This window comes from Eubacterium coprostanoligenes (genome assembly GCF_900167205.1).
Lineage (GTDB): Bacteria > Bacillota > Clostridia > Oscillospirales > Acutalibacteraceae > Eubacterium_R > Eubacterium_R coprostanoligenes.
This window is the reverse complement of the sequence record NZ_FUWW01000003.1, coordinates 98,503-112,290: the sequence shown is the minus strand read 5'-3', so window position 1 is coordinate 112,290 and position 13,788 is coordinate 98,503. Positions and strand designations below refer to the sequence as shown.

At 38.8% G+C, this 13,788-nt stretch carries 14 protein-coding genes; 7 read left to right on the top strand and 7 right to left on the bottom strand.

Annotation, left to right across the window (positions count from 1 at the left end; all coding sequences use genetic code 11):
• Window positions 1-6: 6 nt before the first annotated feature.
• Complete coding sequence (locus B5D29_RS02135) at window positions 7-1,536, top strand: oligosaccharide flippase family protein (protein WP_078767927.1); 1,530 nt, start codon at window positions 7-9, stop codon at window positions 1,534-1,536.
• 193 nt (window positions 1,537-1,729) lie between these two features.
• On the opposite strand, the gene B5D29_RS02130 is transcribed toward B5D29_RS02135, so the two are convergent.
• Entirely contained in the window at window positions 1,730-2,920 is a 1,191-nt protein-coding gene (locus tag B5D29_RS02130; protein ID WP_078767926.1) for an MFS transporter, read from the bottom strand.
• A 171-nt stretch (window positions 2,921-3,091) separates the two neighbouring features.
• Between B5D29_RS02130 and hpf the strand changes: the two genes are divergently transcribed.
• Window positions 3,092-3,640, top strand: coding sequence for a ribosome hibernation-promoting factor, HPF/YfiA family (gene hpf / locus B5D29_RS02125; RefSeq protein ID WP_078767925.1), 549 nt, complete (start codon window positions 3,092-3,094; stop codon window positions 3,638-3,640).
• A 283-nt stretch (window positions 3,641-3,923) separates the two neighbouring features.
• On the opposite strand, the gene B5D29_RS02120 is transcribed toward hpf, so the two are convergent.
• Window positions 3,924-4,265 carry a hypothetical protein gene (locus B5D29_RS02120; protein ID WP_078767924.1) on the bottom strand — a complete coding sequence of 114 codons (342 nt, stop codon included), beginning with the start codon at window positions 4,263-4,265 and terminating at the stop codon, window positions 3,924-3,926.
• Between the two features lie 124 nt (window positions 4,266-4,389).
• On the opposite strand from B5D29_RS02120, the gene B5D29_RS02115 reads away from it, so the two are divergent.
• Together B5D29_RS02115 and thrH are read left to right on the top strand one after the other, a co-directional pair.
• Window positions 4,390-7,029: a glycosyl hydrolase family 95 catalytic domain-containing protein gene (locus tag B5D29_RS02115; RefSeq protein WP_078767923.1), complete on the top strand. Its 2,640-nt coding sequence runs from the start codon at window positions 4,390-4,392 to the stop codon at window positions 7,027-7,029.
• A gap of 22 nt (window positions 7,030-7,051) precedes the next feature.
• The gene (thrH, locus tag B5D29_RS02110; protein WP_078767922.1) at window positions 7,052-7,651 is read left to right on the top strand and encodes a bifunctional phosphoserine phosphatase/homoserine phosphotransferase ThrH; all 600 of its coding nucleotides are present in this window, start codon (window positions 7,052-7,054) and stop codon (window positions 7,649-7,651) included.
• A 296-nt stretch (window positions 7,652-7,947) separates the two neighbouring features.
• Here the strand turns inward: thrH and B5D29_RS02105 are convergent, their stop codons facing one another.
• On the bottom strand, window positions 7,948-9,177 hold the full coding sequence (locus B5D29_RS02105) for an ATP-binding protein (protein ID WP_078767921.1): 1,230 nt from the start codon (window positions 9,175-9,177) through the stop codon (window positions 7,948-7,950).
• A 348-nt stretch (window positions 9,178-9,525) separates the two neighbouring features.
• On the opposite strand from B5D29_RS02105, the gene B5D29_RS02100 reads away from it, so the two are divergent.
• A complete protein-coding gene (locus B5D29_RS02100; protein WP_078767920.1) occupies window positions 9,526-10,068 on the top strand; it encodes a QueT transporter family protein in 543 nt (180 codons plus the stop codon).
• 119 nt (window positions 10,069-10,187) lie between these two features.
• Here the strand turns inward: B5D29_RS02100 and B5D29_RS02095 are convergent, their stop codons facing one another.
• The 4 genes from B5D29_RS02095 to B5D29_RS02080 all read right to left on the bottom strand — a co-directional run bounded on the left by B5D29_RS02095 (window position 10,188) and on the right by B5D29_RS02080 (window position 11,905).
• Window positions 10,188-10,346, bottom strand: coding sequence for a YitT family protein (locus tag B5D29_RS02095; protein WP_242941722.1), 159 nt, complete (start codon window positions 10,344-10,346; stop codon window positions 10,188-10,190).
• Between the two features lie 10 nt (window positions 10,347-10,356).
• Window positions 10,357-10,710 (bottom strand): NifB/NifX family molybdenum-iron cluster-binding protein, encoded by a 354-nt coding sequence (locus tag B5D29_RS02090; RefSeq protein WP_078767919.1) that lies wholly within the window; start codon window positions 10,708-10,710, stop codon window positions 10,357-10,359.
• 10 nt (window positions 10,711-10,720) lie between these two features.
• Complete coding sequence (locus tag B5D29_RS02085) at window positions 10,721-11,563, bottom strand: patatin-like phospholipase family protein (RefSeq protein ID WP_078767918.1); 843 nt, start codon at window positions 11,561-11,563, stop codon at window positions 10,721-10,723.
• Window positions 11,564-11,635: 72 nt separating this feature from the next.
• Entirely contained in the window at window positions 11,636-11,905 is a 270-nt protein-coding gene (locus B5D29_RS02080; RefSeq protein WP_078767917.1) for a hypothetical protein, read from the bottom strand.
• Between the two features lie 149 nt (window positions 11,906-12,054).
• Here B5D29_RS02080 and B5D29_RS02075 point away from each other — a divergent pair, with 149 nt between their 5' ends.
• Both B5D29_RS02075 and B5D29_RS02070 read left to right on the top strand, forming a co-directional pair.
• Complete coding sequence (locus B5D29_RS02075) at window positions 12,055-12,837, top strand: nitroreductase family protein (protein WP_078767916.1); 783 nt, start codon at window positions 12,055-12,057, stop codon at window positions 12,835-12,837.
• A complete protein-coding gene (locus tag B5D29_RS02070) occupies window positions 12,830-13,708 on the top strand; it encodes a glycerophosphodiester phosphodiesterase family protein (RefSeq protein WP_078767915.1) in 879 nt (292 codons plus the stop codon). Before B5D29_RS02075 ends, B5D29_RS02070 begins: the two co-directional genes overlap by 8 nt.
• Window positions 13,709-13,788: the final 80 nt, after the last annotated feature.

Here is a 13,788-nt window from a genome sequence, read left to right as displayed (position 1 = left end):
AATTAAATGAGTGATGGCAGATTAAGAAATTCGGCTAAAAATATGGTTAGTGGAATGCTGTTTAGGATTTTATCTATGCTAACAGCGTTTGTTGTTCGGACTGTATTTATAAAGTGTTTAAGTAATGATTATTTGAGTGTTAATGGTTTATATTCAAGTATACTTAATATGCTGTCTTTAGCTGAATTGGGATTTAGCACTGCAATGGTTTATAGTATGTATAAACCGTTGGCTGAAAAGGATTATACTAAATTATCTCAAATAATGAGATTGTATAAAAGAGTTTATCGAATAATTGGCACAGTTATTCTTTTTATAGGATTATTAATTGTACCTTTTTTAGATGTGATAATAAAAAACAAGCCTGATATTGAAGGTTTGACTTTTTATTATTTGCTTTTTTTGTTTAACTCTGTATTGTCATATTGGTTTTTTGCTTATATGTCCTCTTTGCTTCAAGCTGACCAAAGAGCTTCTGTGATTTCAAATTATAGTACTATCTTTAATTTAATAAAAACTGTTATTCAGATTGTTTTATTATTAGCATTTAAGAATTTTACGATTTATTTGATTGTTCAAATGTTATGCACTATTTTTCAAAATATTGCAATTGCGGTTAGAGTAAAAAAGGATTATCCGATTTTTAATAATTTAAAAGAAGAATTACCAAGACAAGAAAAAAAGAAAATTTTCGATGATGTAAAAGCACTGATGCTTCAAAAAATATCTTTTAAAATTTTGAATACATCTGATTCAATTATTATTTCTGCGTTTGTAGGATTGAATTGGGTTGGATTGTTATCAAATTTTATAATGATAGAGGAAGCGATTGTAGCAGTTTTATCGCAAGTTACTTTGGCAATTTCTGCAAGTTTAGGAAATCTGTTTGTGGAAAGCGATGATGAAACGGGATACATAATGTTTAAACGAGTTGATTTTATGAATTATTGGCTCTATGCGTTTTCTGCTATTGCTTTAATTACATTGTCTAATCCGTTTGTAAAGATTTGGTTAGGAGGAAACTATTTATTAAGCAATATCGCAATTGTTGCATTATTTTCTAGGTTTTTTATTGAAGGCTATATAAACACTATGTCTACATTTCGTTCTGCGCTTGGGTTGTTTAAACAAGGCAAGTATCTCCCTTTAGTTGTAGCAGGACTAAATATTGTACTTTCTATCGGTTTAAGTTATCCTTTGGGGATAGCAGGTGTCTTATTTGCCACTCCGATATCCAGATTATGTATCAATGGCTGGTATATGCCGTTAGTTATTCACAGAGATGGATTTAACAAACCGGTAAAGCCATATTATTTTAAACTTCTATTTAGATTTAGTTTATTAGCATGTGTTGTTGTAGTTATGCAATTAATTTCTTCTGCTGTGTTTGCGGGAGGAGTTACAATAATTAAATTTATCATAATGGTTATAATTACTGCAATATTACCCAATATTGTATTTTTGATTGTGTTTTGTAGAAACGATGAATTTAAATATTTTAAGAATTTGGTTGTGCACAGATTGTTAAAAAGATAATAGTTCATTGCATATGAGCAGTTAATTTTGTTGTAAAAAAGAGAAAAAGCACAGCAGAAAATCAATTCTGTTGTGCTTTTTTATCTCAAATTTTTCTTGAAACGCCCTAATTTACTGTGCCTTTTGTTCCCATATTATAACATACCAAGAAAAATTAATAAACTATAATTTTTTGAAATCAATAAAAATTTAGTCAGGCTTTGGTTTTTGTTGAGAATTTGCCGAGGAGGTTTGTGCTCAGCAGTAGGATAATCGGGAAGATTGTGGCTACGAGGATGCCGACTTTTAGGTTATCCTTTGCCATTGACGACACGAAGCCGACAAGGCTTGGACCTGCACTGCAGCCGAGGTCGCCGCCGAGTGCGAGCAGTGCAAACATTGCCGTTCCGCCTTTGGCGAGCATTGCCGACGAAATCGAGAATGTTCCCGGCCACATAATTCCCACGCAGAAGCCACAGATTGAGCAACCTATCAGCGACAGCGCCGGTATCGGTGAAAGTGACACAACTAAATACGCTCCGATACACACAATGCAAGAAATAGGGATTAATTTCTTTTGGGAAATTTTGTCGCCGAATTTGCCGTAAAGTGCTCGTGATGTGCCCATCAACAGTGCGAACGAAAGCGGTCCTGCAAGGTCGCCGACCGTTTTGGAAATTCCCAAGCCCTCTTTCGCAAAAGTTGACACCCATTGCGAAATTGCCTGCTCGCTTGCACCTGAACAAACCATCATTATGAACAGAATTATAAACACCTTTGATGTGAACAGTTCTTTTATGCTCATACCTTTTTCGCCCGAATCAATCAAGTTTGCTATTGGTACTTTTGCAAAAACAATGCCGTTGATTATTGGTAATATTGCCCAAATCACGGCGACAATTCGCCAATTTTCGATGCCGAAAATATTGAAAAACACGGTGCTTAACAGCACGACTGCCATATGTCCCCAGCAGTAGAACGAGTGCAAAAGGCTCATTGCTTTTTCCTTGTTATCGGTTGGGCACGCTTCAACTATCGGGCTGACCAAAACCTCCAAAATTCCGCCTCCGACTGCGTAAATCATAACCGAAATCAGCAGTCCGACAAACGGACTTGGTAATACAAACGGCAGCACGGCAAGGCTTGCCAGACCAAGTGCCGACAGAAAATGTGCCAGAACCATTGATGTGCGGTAGCCGACTTTGTCGATTGCCTTTGCCGACAGCAAGTCAACCAAAAGCTGAATTGTGAAATTGAAAGAAATCAGCAATGTAATTTGCGACAGCGGAATGTCAAATTCTTTTTGAAAAGTAACAAACAGCAACGGCGCAAAATTGTTGACTATTGCCTGAACTATGTATGCCAAAAAACAAGCGTTGACGGTTGATTTGAAATTCTGTTTCATAATTTTACCTTTTTGTAAAAAAATAATGCATGAATTTGTCATACACACATCAATTCTATTATATCATAAAAAAGGAATTTTACAATACTTTTATTAGCTCATAATACAGGGTATAATGATTATAGGGGGGAAAGATATTTCTCTCACTATTGTTCGAATGGAGGCATAAGTATGATTAACATTACAGCAAGAGGCTTCGATTTGAAGCAGGGCGCAAAAGACGGCATTGAAAAGGAACTCAAGAGAATTGAAAGAATGCTGCCGGATAATGCAACATTTGATGTTACGCTCAGCAAGGAGCGTGGAGAATACGAATGTGATATTACGGTGAAAAATGTCGGCTCTTTCATCAGAGGTGAAGCGAGAGCAGACCGCATTGAGCCGGTTGTTGATATGGCGGTTGATGATTTGAAGCGTAAGCTTCGTAAGCTCAAGACTTTCTTTGTTGACAAAAAACGCAAAGGCGGAATTGATGAAATCGCAACTGCATTTGATGATTTGGATGAAGATGTTACTATGGACGATTTCGACCAAGTTTATTACGATTCGGTCGATGTAAACAGAGTTAAGCACATCACACCAAACACAATGACGGACGATGAAGCAATCGTTCAGATGGAAATGCTCGGACACACATTCTTTGTGTATATCGGCATTGACGGCGAAACAAAGATAGTTTACAAGCGTAAAAACGGTTACGGCGTTCTCGTTTGTGACTGATTCAAACTTAAAAAATACGATGTCCGTGAGGGCATCGTATTTCAGACTGTCGATAAAGCTCCTGAAACACGCCAAAATATAATCAACCGAATTATGCCTCCCATTTTTTAAAAGGGGAGGTGGCAACACGAAGTGTTGCCGGTGGGGTTTAAAAAAATGCTGTAAGTATCAAACTTGCAGCATTTTTGGCGTTTTTTGTTTTTTGTGAACAAGCGGTACCATCGTACAGCAATGTTCGCAAGAAAACAAAATTCAGAACCTTTCTCAACAGTCTACAGCGTGTTTACTTTGAAATGATGAGTTTGAGGACTTCTTGTGCGGCGGAGCAGGCAGGGCAATCGCAGAATTTTTCGCCTTTTGCCTGAAGTTCTTTTGCGTGTGCAAGGAATTCTTTTGCGGTTTCTTCGTCGAATTTTTGTGAAGCCATAAATTCAACCATTGCGTCAACGGGGAGGATGTCTGCCTTGATTTCGTCAACAAGTTCTCTGAACTTTTTGTCCTCTCTTGTTGTGCCGACGGCAACAAGGTATTCGTCAGCCTTTGTTTTGAGTTCCTGACAGCAGTACGGTGCAGAAATCATCTCTCTGATTTTGTCGATAATTTGATATTTAAGTTCGTGTGTCATAACGATTACTCCTTTTATACTTTATATTATAATTGTAACATTACATTTATCGGTTGTAAAGGTTGAAAATCATTTTTTACTTTGGTATAATAAAATATAAATTATATGAAAAAAGGGGATTGCTGTGAGGAAATTAAAGAAAATAACGGCGCTTGTGCTCAGTGGTGCTATTGCCGTGAGCCTTGCGGGTTGCGGTGCAACGCAGGCACAAAACAGTGCTGTTCAGGAAATATTTACGGATGACAAAAAAATTTCTTACAGTCTTGACTATAAAGAACTGAAAGATAAATCTAAAAATAAACCGAACGCTTGGCGTGAGGGTATGCTTTCGGGCAACGGCTTGCAGGGATTTGTTGAAAGCGGTTCGCCGTATAGCGACACATTTATTTTTCAGAATATGCACTTTATTATGCCTAACAAAAATCCACGCACCTGTCCTGACACGGCAAGCGAACTTGAAACGGTCAGACAGAACATTGTTAACGGCGAGGATATAACCGATGATGCCGAATACCTGGATGTGTACAGTTTTCATCCGGGCGGTCAACTTCGAATTTATATGGACGGAAAAGGTGCAAGAGATTACATCCGTTACACAGATTTTGAATCTTCGCAGGTTGGTGTGAGATTTACGGATGAAAACGGCACTTGGGACAGGACATCGTTCACCTCAATGGCTGACGGTGCGGTTATAACAAAGTTGTCGCAATCATCGGAGGCTTCACAGCTTAATGTTACATTGACGCTTGATGACCTTTCGACCATGGCGAATTTTGGTGACGGCAACGAAGTGGATATGCAATACAAAAAGGTTGTTGACATCAATGCAAACACAATTTCGCTTGTTGCACATTATCCAAATTACGAAAACAGCGAGCTGAAAAACGGCGGATATGCCACAACTACATATGTTGTGACCGACGGCACAAAGGAAAAAATCGAGCTTGAAAAGAAGAACAAGGAAGATATTTTCCGTGGTCAAAACAGCGGTATCAAAATCAGCGATGCACAGAATATTTATCTCATCACAATCAGCGACAGAACCTATGATATGGGAAGCCTTGACGAATTTGAGGACAAGGACAGCTATGAACTTGTTGACGAATTGACGGCGCAGGCAAAGGCTATCGAGGAAAAATACAGCACCAAGAAAGATTTTGATTACAACAAGGCTTTGAAAAATCATCTTGAAATTTATCAGCCACAGTTTGATGCTGTTACTCTTGAACTTGAGGACAGCGACAAATCAAATGACGAACTTTTGAAAGAGCAAAAGGGTGAGAAAGAACTTTCTACCGCACTTGCACAGCGTTCATATTATGCAGGCAGATACGCATATCTCTGCTGTTCGGGATATTCCACCAGCAGACTTTACGGAATGTGGACAGGCGAGTTCAACACAGGTTGGGGAAGCAAGTACACGATGGACGCAAATGTAAATTTGCAGACTTCTTCTATGAACACAGGCAACCTTTCGTCATCTCCGATTGGATATACATATTTCATCCTCCGTCAGCTTCCTGATTGGGAGGAAAACGCAAAAGCAACTCACGGCTTTACAGACGCTATTCAAGCACCGGTAAACACCGATGGCGACAAGGCGGTTATCACAGAAACTTGCTATCCGTATCCGTTCAGGTATTGGAATGCAGGCACTTCTTGGATGCTTGAGCCTTTGTACGAAACCTTGCAAACTTACGGAAATATTCAAATTCCGCTTTCTGATGAGTTCGATTTGAACAAGTTGAAGTCCGTGCTTTCGATTGATAAGGACGATATTGCAAGATACAAAGAGCAAGGCTATATGATGCTTGAGGAGGATATATTGTTGCCTGCGCTTACAAAGTCGGCAAATTATTGGGCACAGCTTTTGACTCCTGAATATTACACCGACAAGGACGGCAAAATTCATTACGAAAAAGGCAAAACAAAGCTGAATGACGGCGAAACATATTGCATAGTTCCGTCATATTCTCCTGAAAACAATCCGTCAAATTACGACAGCCCGTCAGACGCAAACTGTGCTATTGACATTTCGGCTTGCAGAAGTAATCTTGAAATGCTAAAGGCTGTTATGGCTGATGTTGCACCCGAGGAGAACTTCGAAAAATGGCAAGACCTTATGGACAAGTTGCCACCGTATCTTTATGATGAAACAGGTGCTCTCAAAGAATGGGCAACCACAAGTTTTGAAGAAAACAACGAACACAGACATTTGAGCCATCTTTATTGTGCATGGCCTCTGTTTGAAACACAGCATAACGAGGAACTCACAAAGGCTTGTGAGCAGGCTATCGCAAACAGAGAGAGTGAAAACGAGGCTTCGCATGCGCTTGTTCACCGTTCGCTCATTGCGGCAAGGCTCAAGGACAGCGAGGCACTTACCGATGCACTCTTGAAACTTCAAAATCATAAGATAAGATATGCTTCGCTTATGACAAATCACGATTACGACCGTGGAAGCTGTTATTGTACAGACTTTGCTATCGGCTATCTTGGAATTATCAACGAGGCGCTTGTTTATTCAAACGAGGGTGAGATTGAGTTCCTCCCGGCACTTCCGACAGGGTTTGAAAAGGGCACAATCAAGGGCATCAGAGCAAGAACAAGGGCAACCGTTGACAGCCTTTCTTGGGATGCCGACTCGAATATTGTTGAAGCAAAAATCACTTCCGATATTGACCAAAAAATTAAGGTTAGATACGGAGATACAGAAAAAACACTCGACCTAAAAGCCGGAGTGTCACAAACAGTTAATTTTTAAAATTATATATGGAGGATATGTTATGAACATTGTTTGTTTGGATATGGAGGGCGTGCTTGTTCCTGAAATTTGGATTGCGTTTGCAGAGGAAACAGGTATTCCGGAGCTTAAACTCACAACCCGTGATGAGCCTGATTATGACAAGCTGATGAATTACAGAATCAAAATTCTAAAGGAGCACGGCTTGGGACTTAAAGAAATTCAGGATGTTATCGCAAAAATCGACCTTATGCCGGGCGCAAAGGAGTTTTTGGACGAACTCAGAAGTATTACACAGGTTATCATTTTGTCAGACACATTTGAGCAGTTCGCAACACCTCTTATGAAAAAACTTGATTGGCCGACAATTTTCTGCAACACTCTTGAGGTTGCCGAAAACGGCGAAATCACAGGCTTCAGGATGCGTTGCCCACAGTCAAAACTCACAACGGTCAAGGCGCTTCAGTCAATCGGATACGACACTATCGCAAGTGGCGACAGCTTCAACGACCTCGGTATGATTCAGGCAAGCAAGGCTGGATTTTTGTTCAAGTCAACTGACGCAATCAAGAACGATTATCCCGACATTCCTGCTTACGAGGAATACAGCGAACTTCTTGACGCAATCAAAAAAGCATTATGAGATAAAGCCCCTGAACCACGCCAAAATTATATTAATACACATTAAGTAGGATAGGCTTGCCTATCTCGGAATACTATTAATTTAATAATATTATTTAAAGAAAAGTACCGCAAACATCGAGTTTGCGGTACTTTTGGTGTTTTTCGTTTTTGCTCACAAGCAAATATAAGGCTTCCAAAAAATCTGTGTTTTTTTGGAAAGAGGAAAAACATATGCAGTATACTTACAAAACTTTGTTTTGTTCTATACGAAATATGTTTTGACGATGTACAGCAAAGTTCGCAAGAAAACGAAATTCAGAATGATTGTTTGTTGGTTATAAAATCCATTAAATTAACATGATTTATACCGTTTCGATGTTGTAACAAATAATCTGTTGTAATCACATATTTTGGATAATTGTCTTTGATTTTTTCAAGAGGCTTGTATTCTCTGTCTTCGGTGTCTTTACTTTCATTAATAGTGTAAGATACTTGCACATAAGCGTAATTTAGGTTGTTGTCTCTTAAAATAAAATCACATTCCAACTTTCCGATTTTTCCTATACTTACTTCGTAATTTCTGCTTCTTGCATAGATGTAAACAATGTTTTCAAGAGCAGGACCGTAGTTAATTCTGTTGTCGGTATTGGTTGCAAAATAAAAGGAGGTGTCTGCCAAATAGTATTTTTTCTCACCCGTAAGTGATTTTTTTGATTTCATATCAAATCGTTTGCATTCGTATAGGATTTTTGCATCAATAAGTGCCTTAATATACCTGTCAAGAGTGGTACGCTTTATTTTTGTGCCGTCTTTCTCAAGAGCGTTTTGTAAGCTTGTGATACTCATAGTTGCACCGTAGTTGTTGATTATAAAATCTCGTACTTTGATAAATGCTTCTCGATTGTTAATTTTAATTCGAGTTTTTATGTCTTTGTCGAAAATCTCACTTATAACAGATTTGACATAAGTTCTTTTATCCGCAAGATTGTCATATTGAATTGCCAAAGGAAAACCGCCTTCGAGCAAATAGTTGCTTAGTTCTATTGTTAAGTTGGTATTAATCGGTTTGCCATAAAACTTTTTTATGTCAATATATTCTTCAAAGCTAAGCGGAAACATCTCGAATTCAATATATCTGCCTGTTAATTTGGTGGCAAGCTCACCGCTGAGCAAATATGAATTAGAGCCTGTAATGAAAATTGAAAATTCTCCGTCACCACGATATGCGTTTATTACTTCTTCAAAATTCTTAACATTTTGTATTTCGTCAACAAATATATATTTCAAACCGTCAGCTTTAGATTTTGATTCCAATAATTCATCAAGCTGATCATCGGTTTTAACTTTTCTATATTCACGGCTGTCTAAATCTAAAAAGATAATATTTTCGTCTTTGACGCCTTTAGCAGTCAGCTCTTCTATAATGGTTTTCATAAGAGAGGATTTTCCGCATCGTCTTACACCGGTTATAACTTTTATGATTTCCGCGTCATCATAAAAAGCTCTGATTTTGTTTAAATAGTTTTCACGCTTGAAAAGTGTCATATTAATCACCTCAACATAATTATATGCAATAAAACGCAAAAAATCAAGTTAAGGGGATAAAAAATGCAAAAATGATAAAAAATATCCCCTTAACTCGGTTAAAAATCGTTTTGAATGCAGTTTTGTTGAAATTAGAATAGCTTTTTATTGAATAGAATAAAATTTTTATAATTATACTCTTGAAAATCTCATTTAGTGTGTTATAATAGCAACCGTTAATCTATATAAGCGATTTAGCCGATGGTGGTTAAATATGGGGGTTAACATTGCGGTACTTGGCACAAACCCGCAATATTAGTGGCATTTTCGCTGTGCTGCTTATAAAAACAAAACTAAGGAGATAATTTAATGAGTATCAAAAAGAAAAATGCTTTTATTGCACAAACTGCAATAATTGCGGCTATGTACGCTGCGCTGACTTATGCGCAAACAATCATTTTGCCCGGCTCAACAACAATGGCTGTGCAGTTCAGAGTGTCGGAGGCGCTTAATGTTTTGGCATTGTTCACTCCTGCGGCAATTCCGGGGCTTACGCTCGGCTGTGTTGTTTCGAACCTTGCAAGCATCGGACAGGGCTTGCCACTCGATATGATTTTCGGCTCGCTTGCAACCCTCGGTTCGGTTACTTGCATGTATTTTTTGAGAGAGGTCAAGGTCGGCAAATATCCGCTTCTTGCAATGCTTATGCCTGCAATTTGGAACGGCGTTGTCATCGGGTGGGAAATTGAGTATTTCTTTATTGAAGGCAAGTTTGAATTCGTAGGCTTTCTTACACAGGGCGGATGTGTTGCCCTCGGTGAGCTTGGAGTTATGGCGGTTCTCGGCACAGCACTCTATTTTGTGATTATCAAAAACAATCTTCACAAAACAATTATTAAAAAACCGCAATAAAATAAAAAATGCGTATGCTTGGAGCGAACAGGCATACGCATTTTTTGTCAGTTTTTTTCTTGTTTTGTGCCGAACAAAAATATCGGAATGTTCAGAACGGCAAGGAACAGCGACATCCATTACGGCGTCAGCTGACCGAGGAGCATTGATGTGCCCGATATTCCGCTGTCGTATAATTTTACGGGTGCCAAAAACATCGTGACGCCTATTGCGTTGATTATTCCGGCAACGGTGAGCATAAGAATATTTTTGATTTTGATTTGCTTTAAGTATTTCATCAGTCGTCACTTATGAGTCGTGGTGATGGTGGTGATTGCAGTTAGCTTGGCTGTTCTGCTTCATTTCTCCGTGTAAAAATTTGATAACGGCAGAGTCGCAGTTGCCTGTGTTGCCACCGTAAATTGTGATTCCTGCGGCTTCGAGCGAGTCAACAGCACCTTGTCCCAAGCCTCCGCAAATGAGGGTGTCTACACCGATTTCCTTGATGTAGCCTGCGATTCCGTGGTGGCTGTGCTTGCCCATACTTTCAAGGTGAACCTTTTGGATTTCACCGCTTTCGTCTGTTTCGTAAATCTTCATATACTGTGTTTTGCCGAAATGCTGATTAATCATTCCGTTGTCGTAAGTTACTGCTATAATCATAATTATACCTCTATTCTGCTAAAAATCTTTTGATTTCATCGGCTCTTTCAAGTCCTTGCTTGTAGCCGAGTTGATAAATTGCCTCGAGTTTTGAAAGATCTCGTTCAAGTGATGTGGCTTGAAGCGGTGTGTTCGGTTGAATAACAAATGCCGTGCCGTTTTCTTCACATTGCTTGACGAATTCAAGTTGAGTGTTGTACATAATATGGCGGTTCACAGCCGCTTCGCCGATTTTTGGATATTTTTTGAATATCTTTTGCACCTTTGGATTCATAGGCTCTTTGACATAGCTTTTGTGTTGTGTGAGGATAACGACAGCTTTTTTGCAACCGTCATCAAACGCTCTTTCAAGCGGAATAGAGTCAACAAGACCGCCGTCAAAAAATGTTGTTCCGCCGATTTCAACTCCCTTTGTAACACCCGGAAGCGAACAACTTGCTTTCAGCTCGTCACAGCCGTTTCGCATACTTTTAGGATAAAAATACTCCGGCTTGCCTGTTTGAGCATTTGTTGCAACAGCACAAAGAACAGTGTTGCTTTTGTCAAATTCCTCTTGGTTAAGTGGCTTTAGCTCATATGCAAGCTCGCCGAAAATCCAGTCGATGTTCAAGAAGCCGTGACCTTTGAGCATATTGCTTATGCCCATATACCGCTTGTCGTTTGCATATTCAATTTCTATATCATGCTGACGGCGGTAGTTTTTTGCAATGAACGATGTTGCATTGCAACTGCCTGCCGATACTCCGATTACATACGGAAATTCAATGTTCTTTTCAATGAAAGCATCAAGCACACCGCTTGTGTAGATTGCACGATTGCCTCCGCCTTCAAGAACTAAACCTACATTGTACATAGCCTGCCACCTTTTAGTAAAAAATAAGAGCAACAATTCTATGTCGTTGCTCTCTGATTATTATAATATTGCTTATTCAGCGTCAGCCTTTTTCTTTTCAGTCTTCTTTTTTGGAGCGTTCTTTTTCTTTGGTTCAGCCTTTGGAGCTTCTTCTTCAGCCTTTGCTTCCTCTGTTGCATCTACGATTTCAATATCGTTGTCGCACTCGAAGAAATCGTTGTCATCAAAATACTCGGGATTTTTCTTTGCTGTGAGCTTTTGGATAGCAACATATGCAGCAGCTGCAAGCGCCACGATAGCGGCAATCACACTGATAACTTTAACAAATTTCTTAAATTTCATAGGTAAACCCTCCTTGATTTCATATAAACATTATAATATTTGAAAAACATAATGTCAATAGCATAATCTTTAAATTAATTTTATATTCATATGTTTAAAATTCACTATACATTTTTTGTTTTTGATGTTATAATGAACACGGTGATGCTATGACTAATGAACAGTATATCAAAGCAATAGAAAATCGACATTCACGCAGAGCGTACAAGCAAAAGCATTTGTCGCAGGAAATAAAGGATGTAATCAAACAAATGGTTGACGCCGTAAATGAAGAAGCGGGCCTTGACCTTTTGTTTATAGACGATGCAACTCCGTTTTTTAGTATTTTCAGCGGCAAATTCAGTATGATTGTTGTTGCCGGAGATGACAGCCAAAAGGTTCGTGAGAACTGTGGATATTTTGGCGAAAGCATAGTGCTTCAGTGTGTTTATCACGGCTTGGGTACTTGTTGGGTCAGTGGCACATACAACGAGAACAAGGTGTATGAGGCAATCAAACTTCCGTCTGAAAAGAGGGTGTATGCCGTTATAACAATCGGTTATCCAAAGGATAGGTATTCTCTTGTTGAAAAGACTATGTACAAGGCAACGCATAAAAAATGCAAATCATATCAAGATATGATTGAAGTTTGCGATGAAAAGTTGCCGGAGGCATATGCCTATGGACTTTCGCTTGTTGAAAAAGGACCGTCTGCGGTTAACAGACGACCTGTAAAATTCAGATATGAAAACGGCGAATTCAGCGGATATGTTGACGAACCGTATTCTGACAAAAGTGTTGATTTTGGTATTGCAAAGCTTCATTTTGTCATTGGTGCAATGGCAAAAGGGGTAAATGGAAAATGGAGCTTTGAAAATGTTTTTGAACCTGTTGACGGTCAAAGATTAAAATTTGAGCCAAAAATGGACGAGGAGGAAAAATCCAATGAATGAAGCAAAAAAGAAAATGAGCAAGGGCAAAAAAGCGCTGATTATAATTTTGAGTATTTTGGCATTTTTGCTTGTTCTTGTTGTAACAGGCGGTGCGGTTGCATTGCACGAATACTGCAAGGTTAAAGATTACACTATTTCTTCGGCAAGTGATTTTGCAGATGAAAACACTTTTTTAATAGCACACAGAGGCTTTAGAGCCGCTGCTCCCGAAAATACAGCTCCGGCTTTTAGAGAGGCAGGCAAGGCAGGTTATGCAGCAGCAGAATGTGACATTTATCGTGCAAAAGACGGCGTTTGGGTTGTTCAGCACGACAGGTCAACATATCGTATGATGGATAAAAGTATGTTTGTTGAAAAGGCAACATACGAGGAACTTAAGGATGCCACCACCGACAATGGCGTTAACATTGACCAATATCCTGACCTTAAGATTTGTACACTTAAGAAGTTCTTGCAGATTTGCCAAAAGTACAATATGCAGGCTGTTATTGAGCTTAAAGAAGAAAACAATCAGGAATATTATCCTGAAATCATCAGACTTTGCAATATGTATCCTGAAGTTAAGGTGACATTCATTTCCTTTAAAATCAGCAATTTGCAGAAACTTCGTGAACTTTGCGACAACGATATGATGTATCTTGTTCAGGAAATTACAGAGGAAGATATTGAACTCGCAAAATCAATCAGAAATTGCGGAATTGATTTCAACGGCAACAAAGAAAAGAATTATGACCTTGATTCATATTTAATCAAAAAGTGCGTTGAGGACGGTATGCTTATGGGTGCTTGGACAATTGACGACCCTGAAGTTATGAAAAAATTGCTCGACCTCGGTGTAAATTTGATTACAACCGATTGCATAACATATTAATTATTATATATCATTTATATAGTGGGGGCGCTTTGATGAGTGCCCCTTATATTGTGGTTGAATAATCGGCTGAATTTTGG

Coding starts and splice junctions, on each gene's coding strand:
- B5D29_RS02135 (WP_078767927.1), top strand. CDS start 7: ATGAGTGATGGCAGATTAAGAAATTCGGCTAAAAATATGGTTAGTGGA.
- B5D29_RS02130 (WP_078767926.1), bottom strand. CDS start 2,920: ATGAAACAGAATTTCAAATCAACCGTCAACGCTTGTTTTTTGGCATAC.
- hpf (WP_078767925.1), top strand. CDS start 3,092: ATGATTAACATTACAGCAAGAGGCTTCGATTTGAAGCAGGGCGCAAAA.
- B5D29_RS02120 (WP_078767924.1), bottom strand. CDS start 4,265: ATGACACACGAACTTAAATATCAAATTATCGACAAAATCAGAGAGATG.
- thrH (WP_078767922.1), top strand. CDS start 7,052: ATGAACATTGTTTGTTTGGATATGGAGGGCGTGCTTGTTCCTGAAATT.
- B5D29_RS02105 (WP_078767921.1), bottom strand. CDS start 9,177: ATGACACTTTTCAAGCGTGAAAACTATTTAAACAAAATCAGAGCTTTT.
- B5D29_RS02100 (WP_078767920.1), top strand. CDS start 9,526: ATGAGTATCAAAAAGAAAAATGCTTTTATTGCACAAACTGCAATAATT.
- B5D29_RS02095 (WP_242941722.1), bottom strand. CDS start 10,346: ATGAAATACTTAAAGCAAATCAAAATCAAAAATATTCTTATGCTCACC.
- B5D29_RS02090 (WP_078767919.1), bottom strand. CDS start 10,710: ATGATTATAGCAGTAACTTACGACAACGGAATGATTAATCAGCATTTC.
- B5D29_RS02085 (WP_078767918.1), bottom strand. CDS start 11,563: ATGTACAATGTAGGTTTAGTTCTTGAAGGCGGAGGCAATCGTGCAATC.
- B5D29_RS02080 (WP_078767917.1), bottom strand. CDS start 11,905: ATGAAATTTAAGAAATTTGTTAAAGTTATCAGTGTGATTGCCGCTATC.
- B5D29_RS02075 (WP_078767916.1), top strand. CDS start 12,055: ATGACTAATGAACAGTATATCAAAGCAATAGAAAATCGACATTCACGC.
- B5D29_RS02070 (WP_078767915.1), top strand. CDS start 12,830: ATGAATGAAGCAAAAAAGAAAATGAGCAAGGGCAAAAAAGCGCTGATT.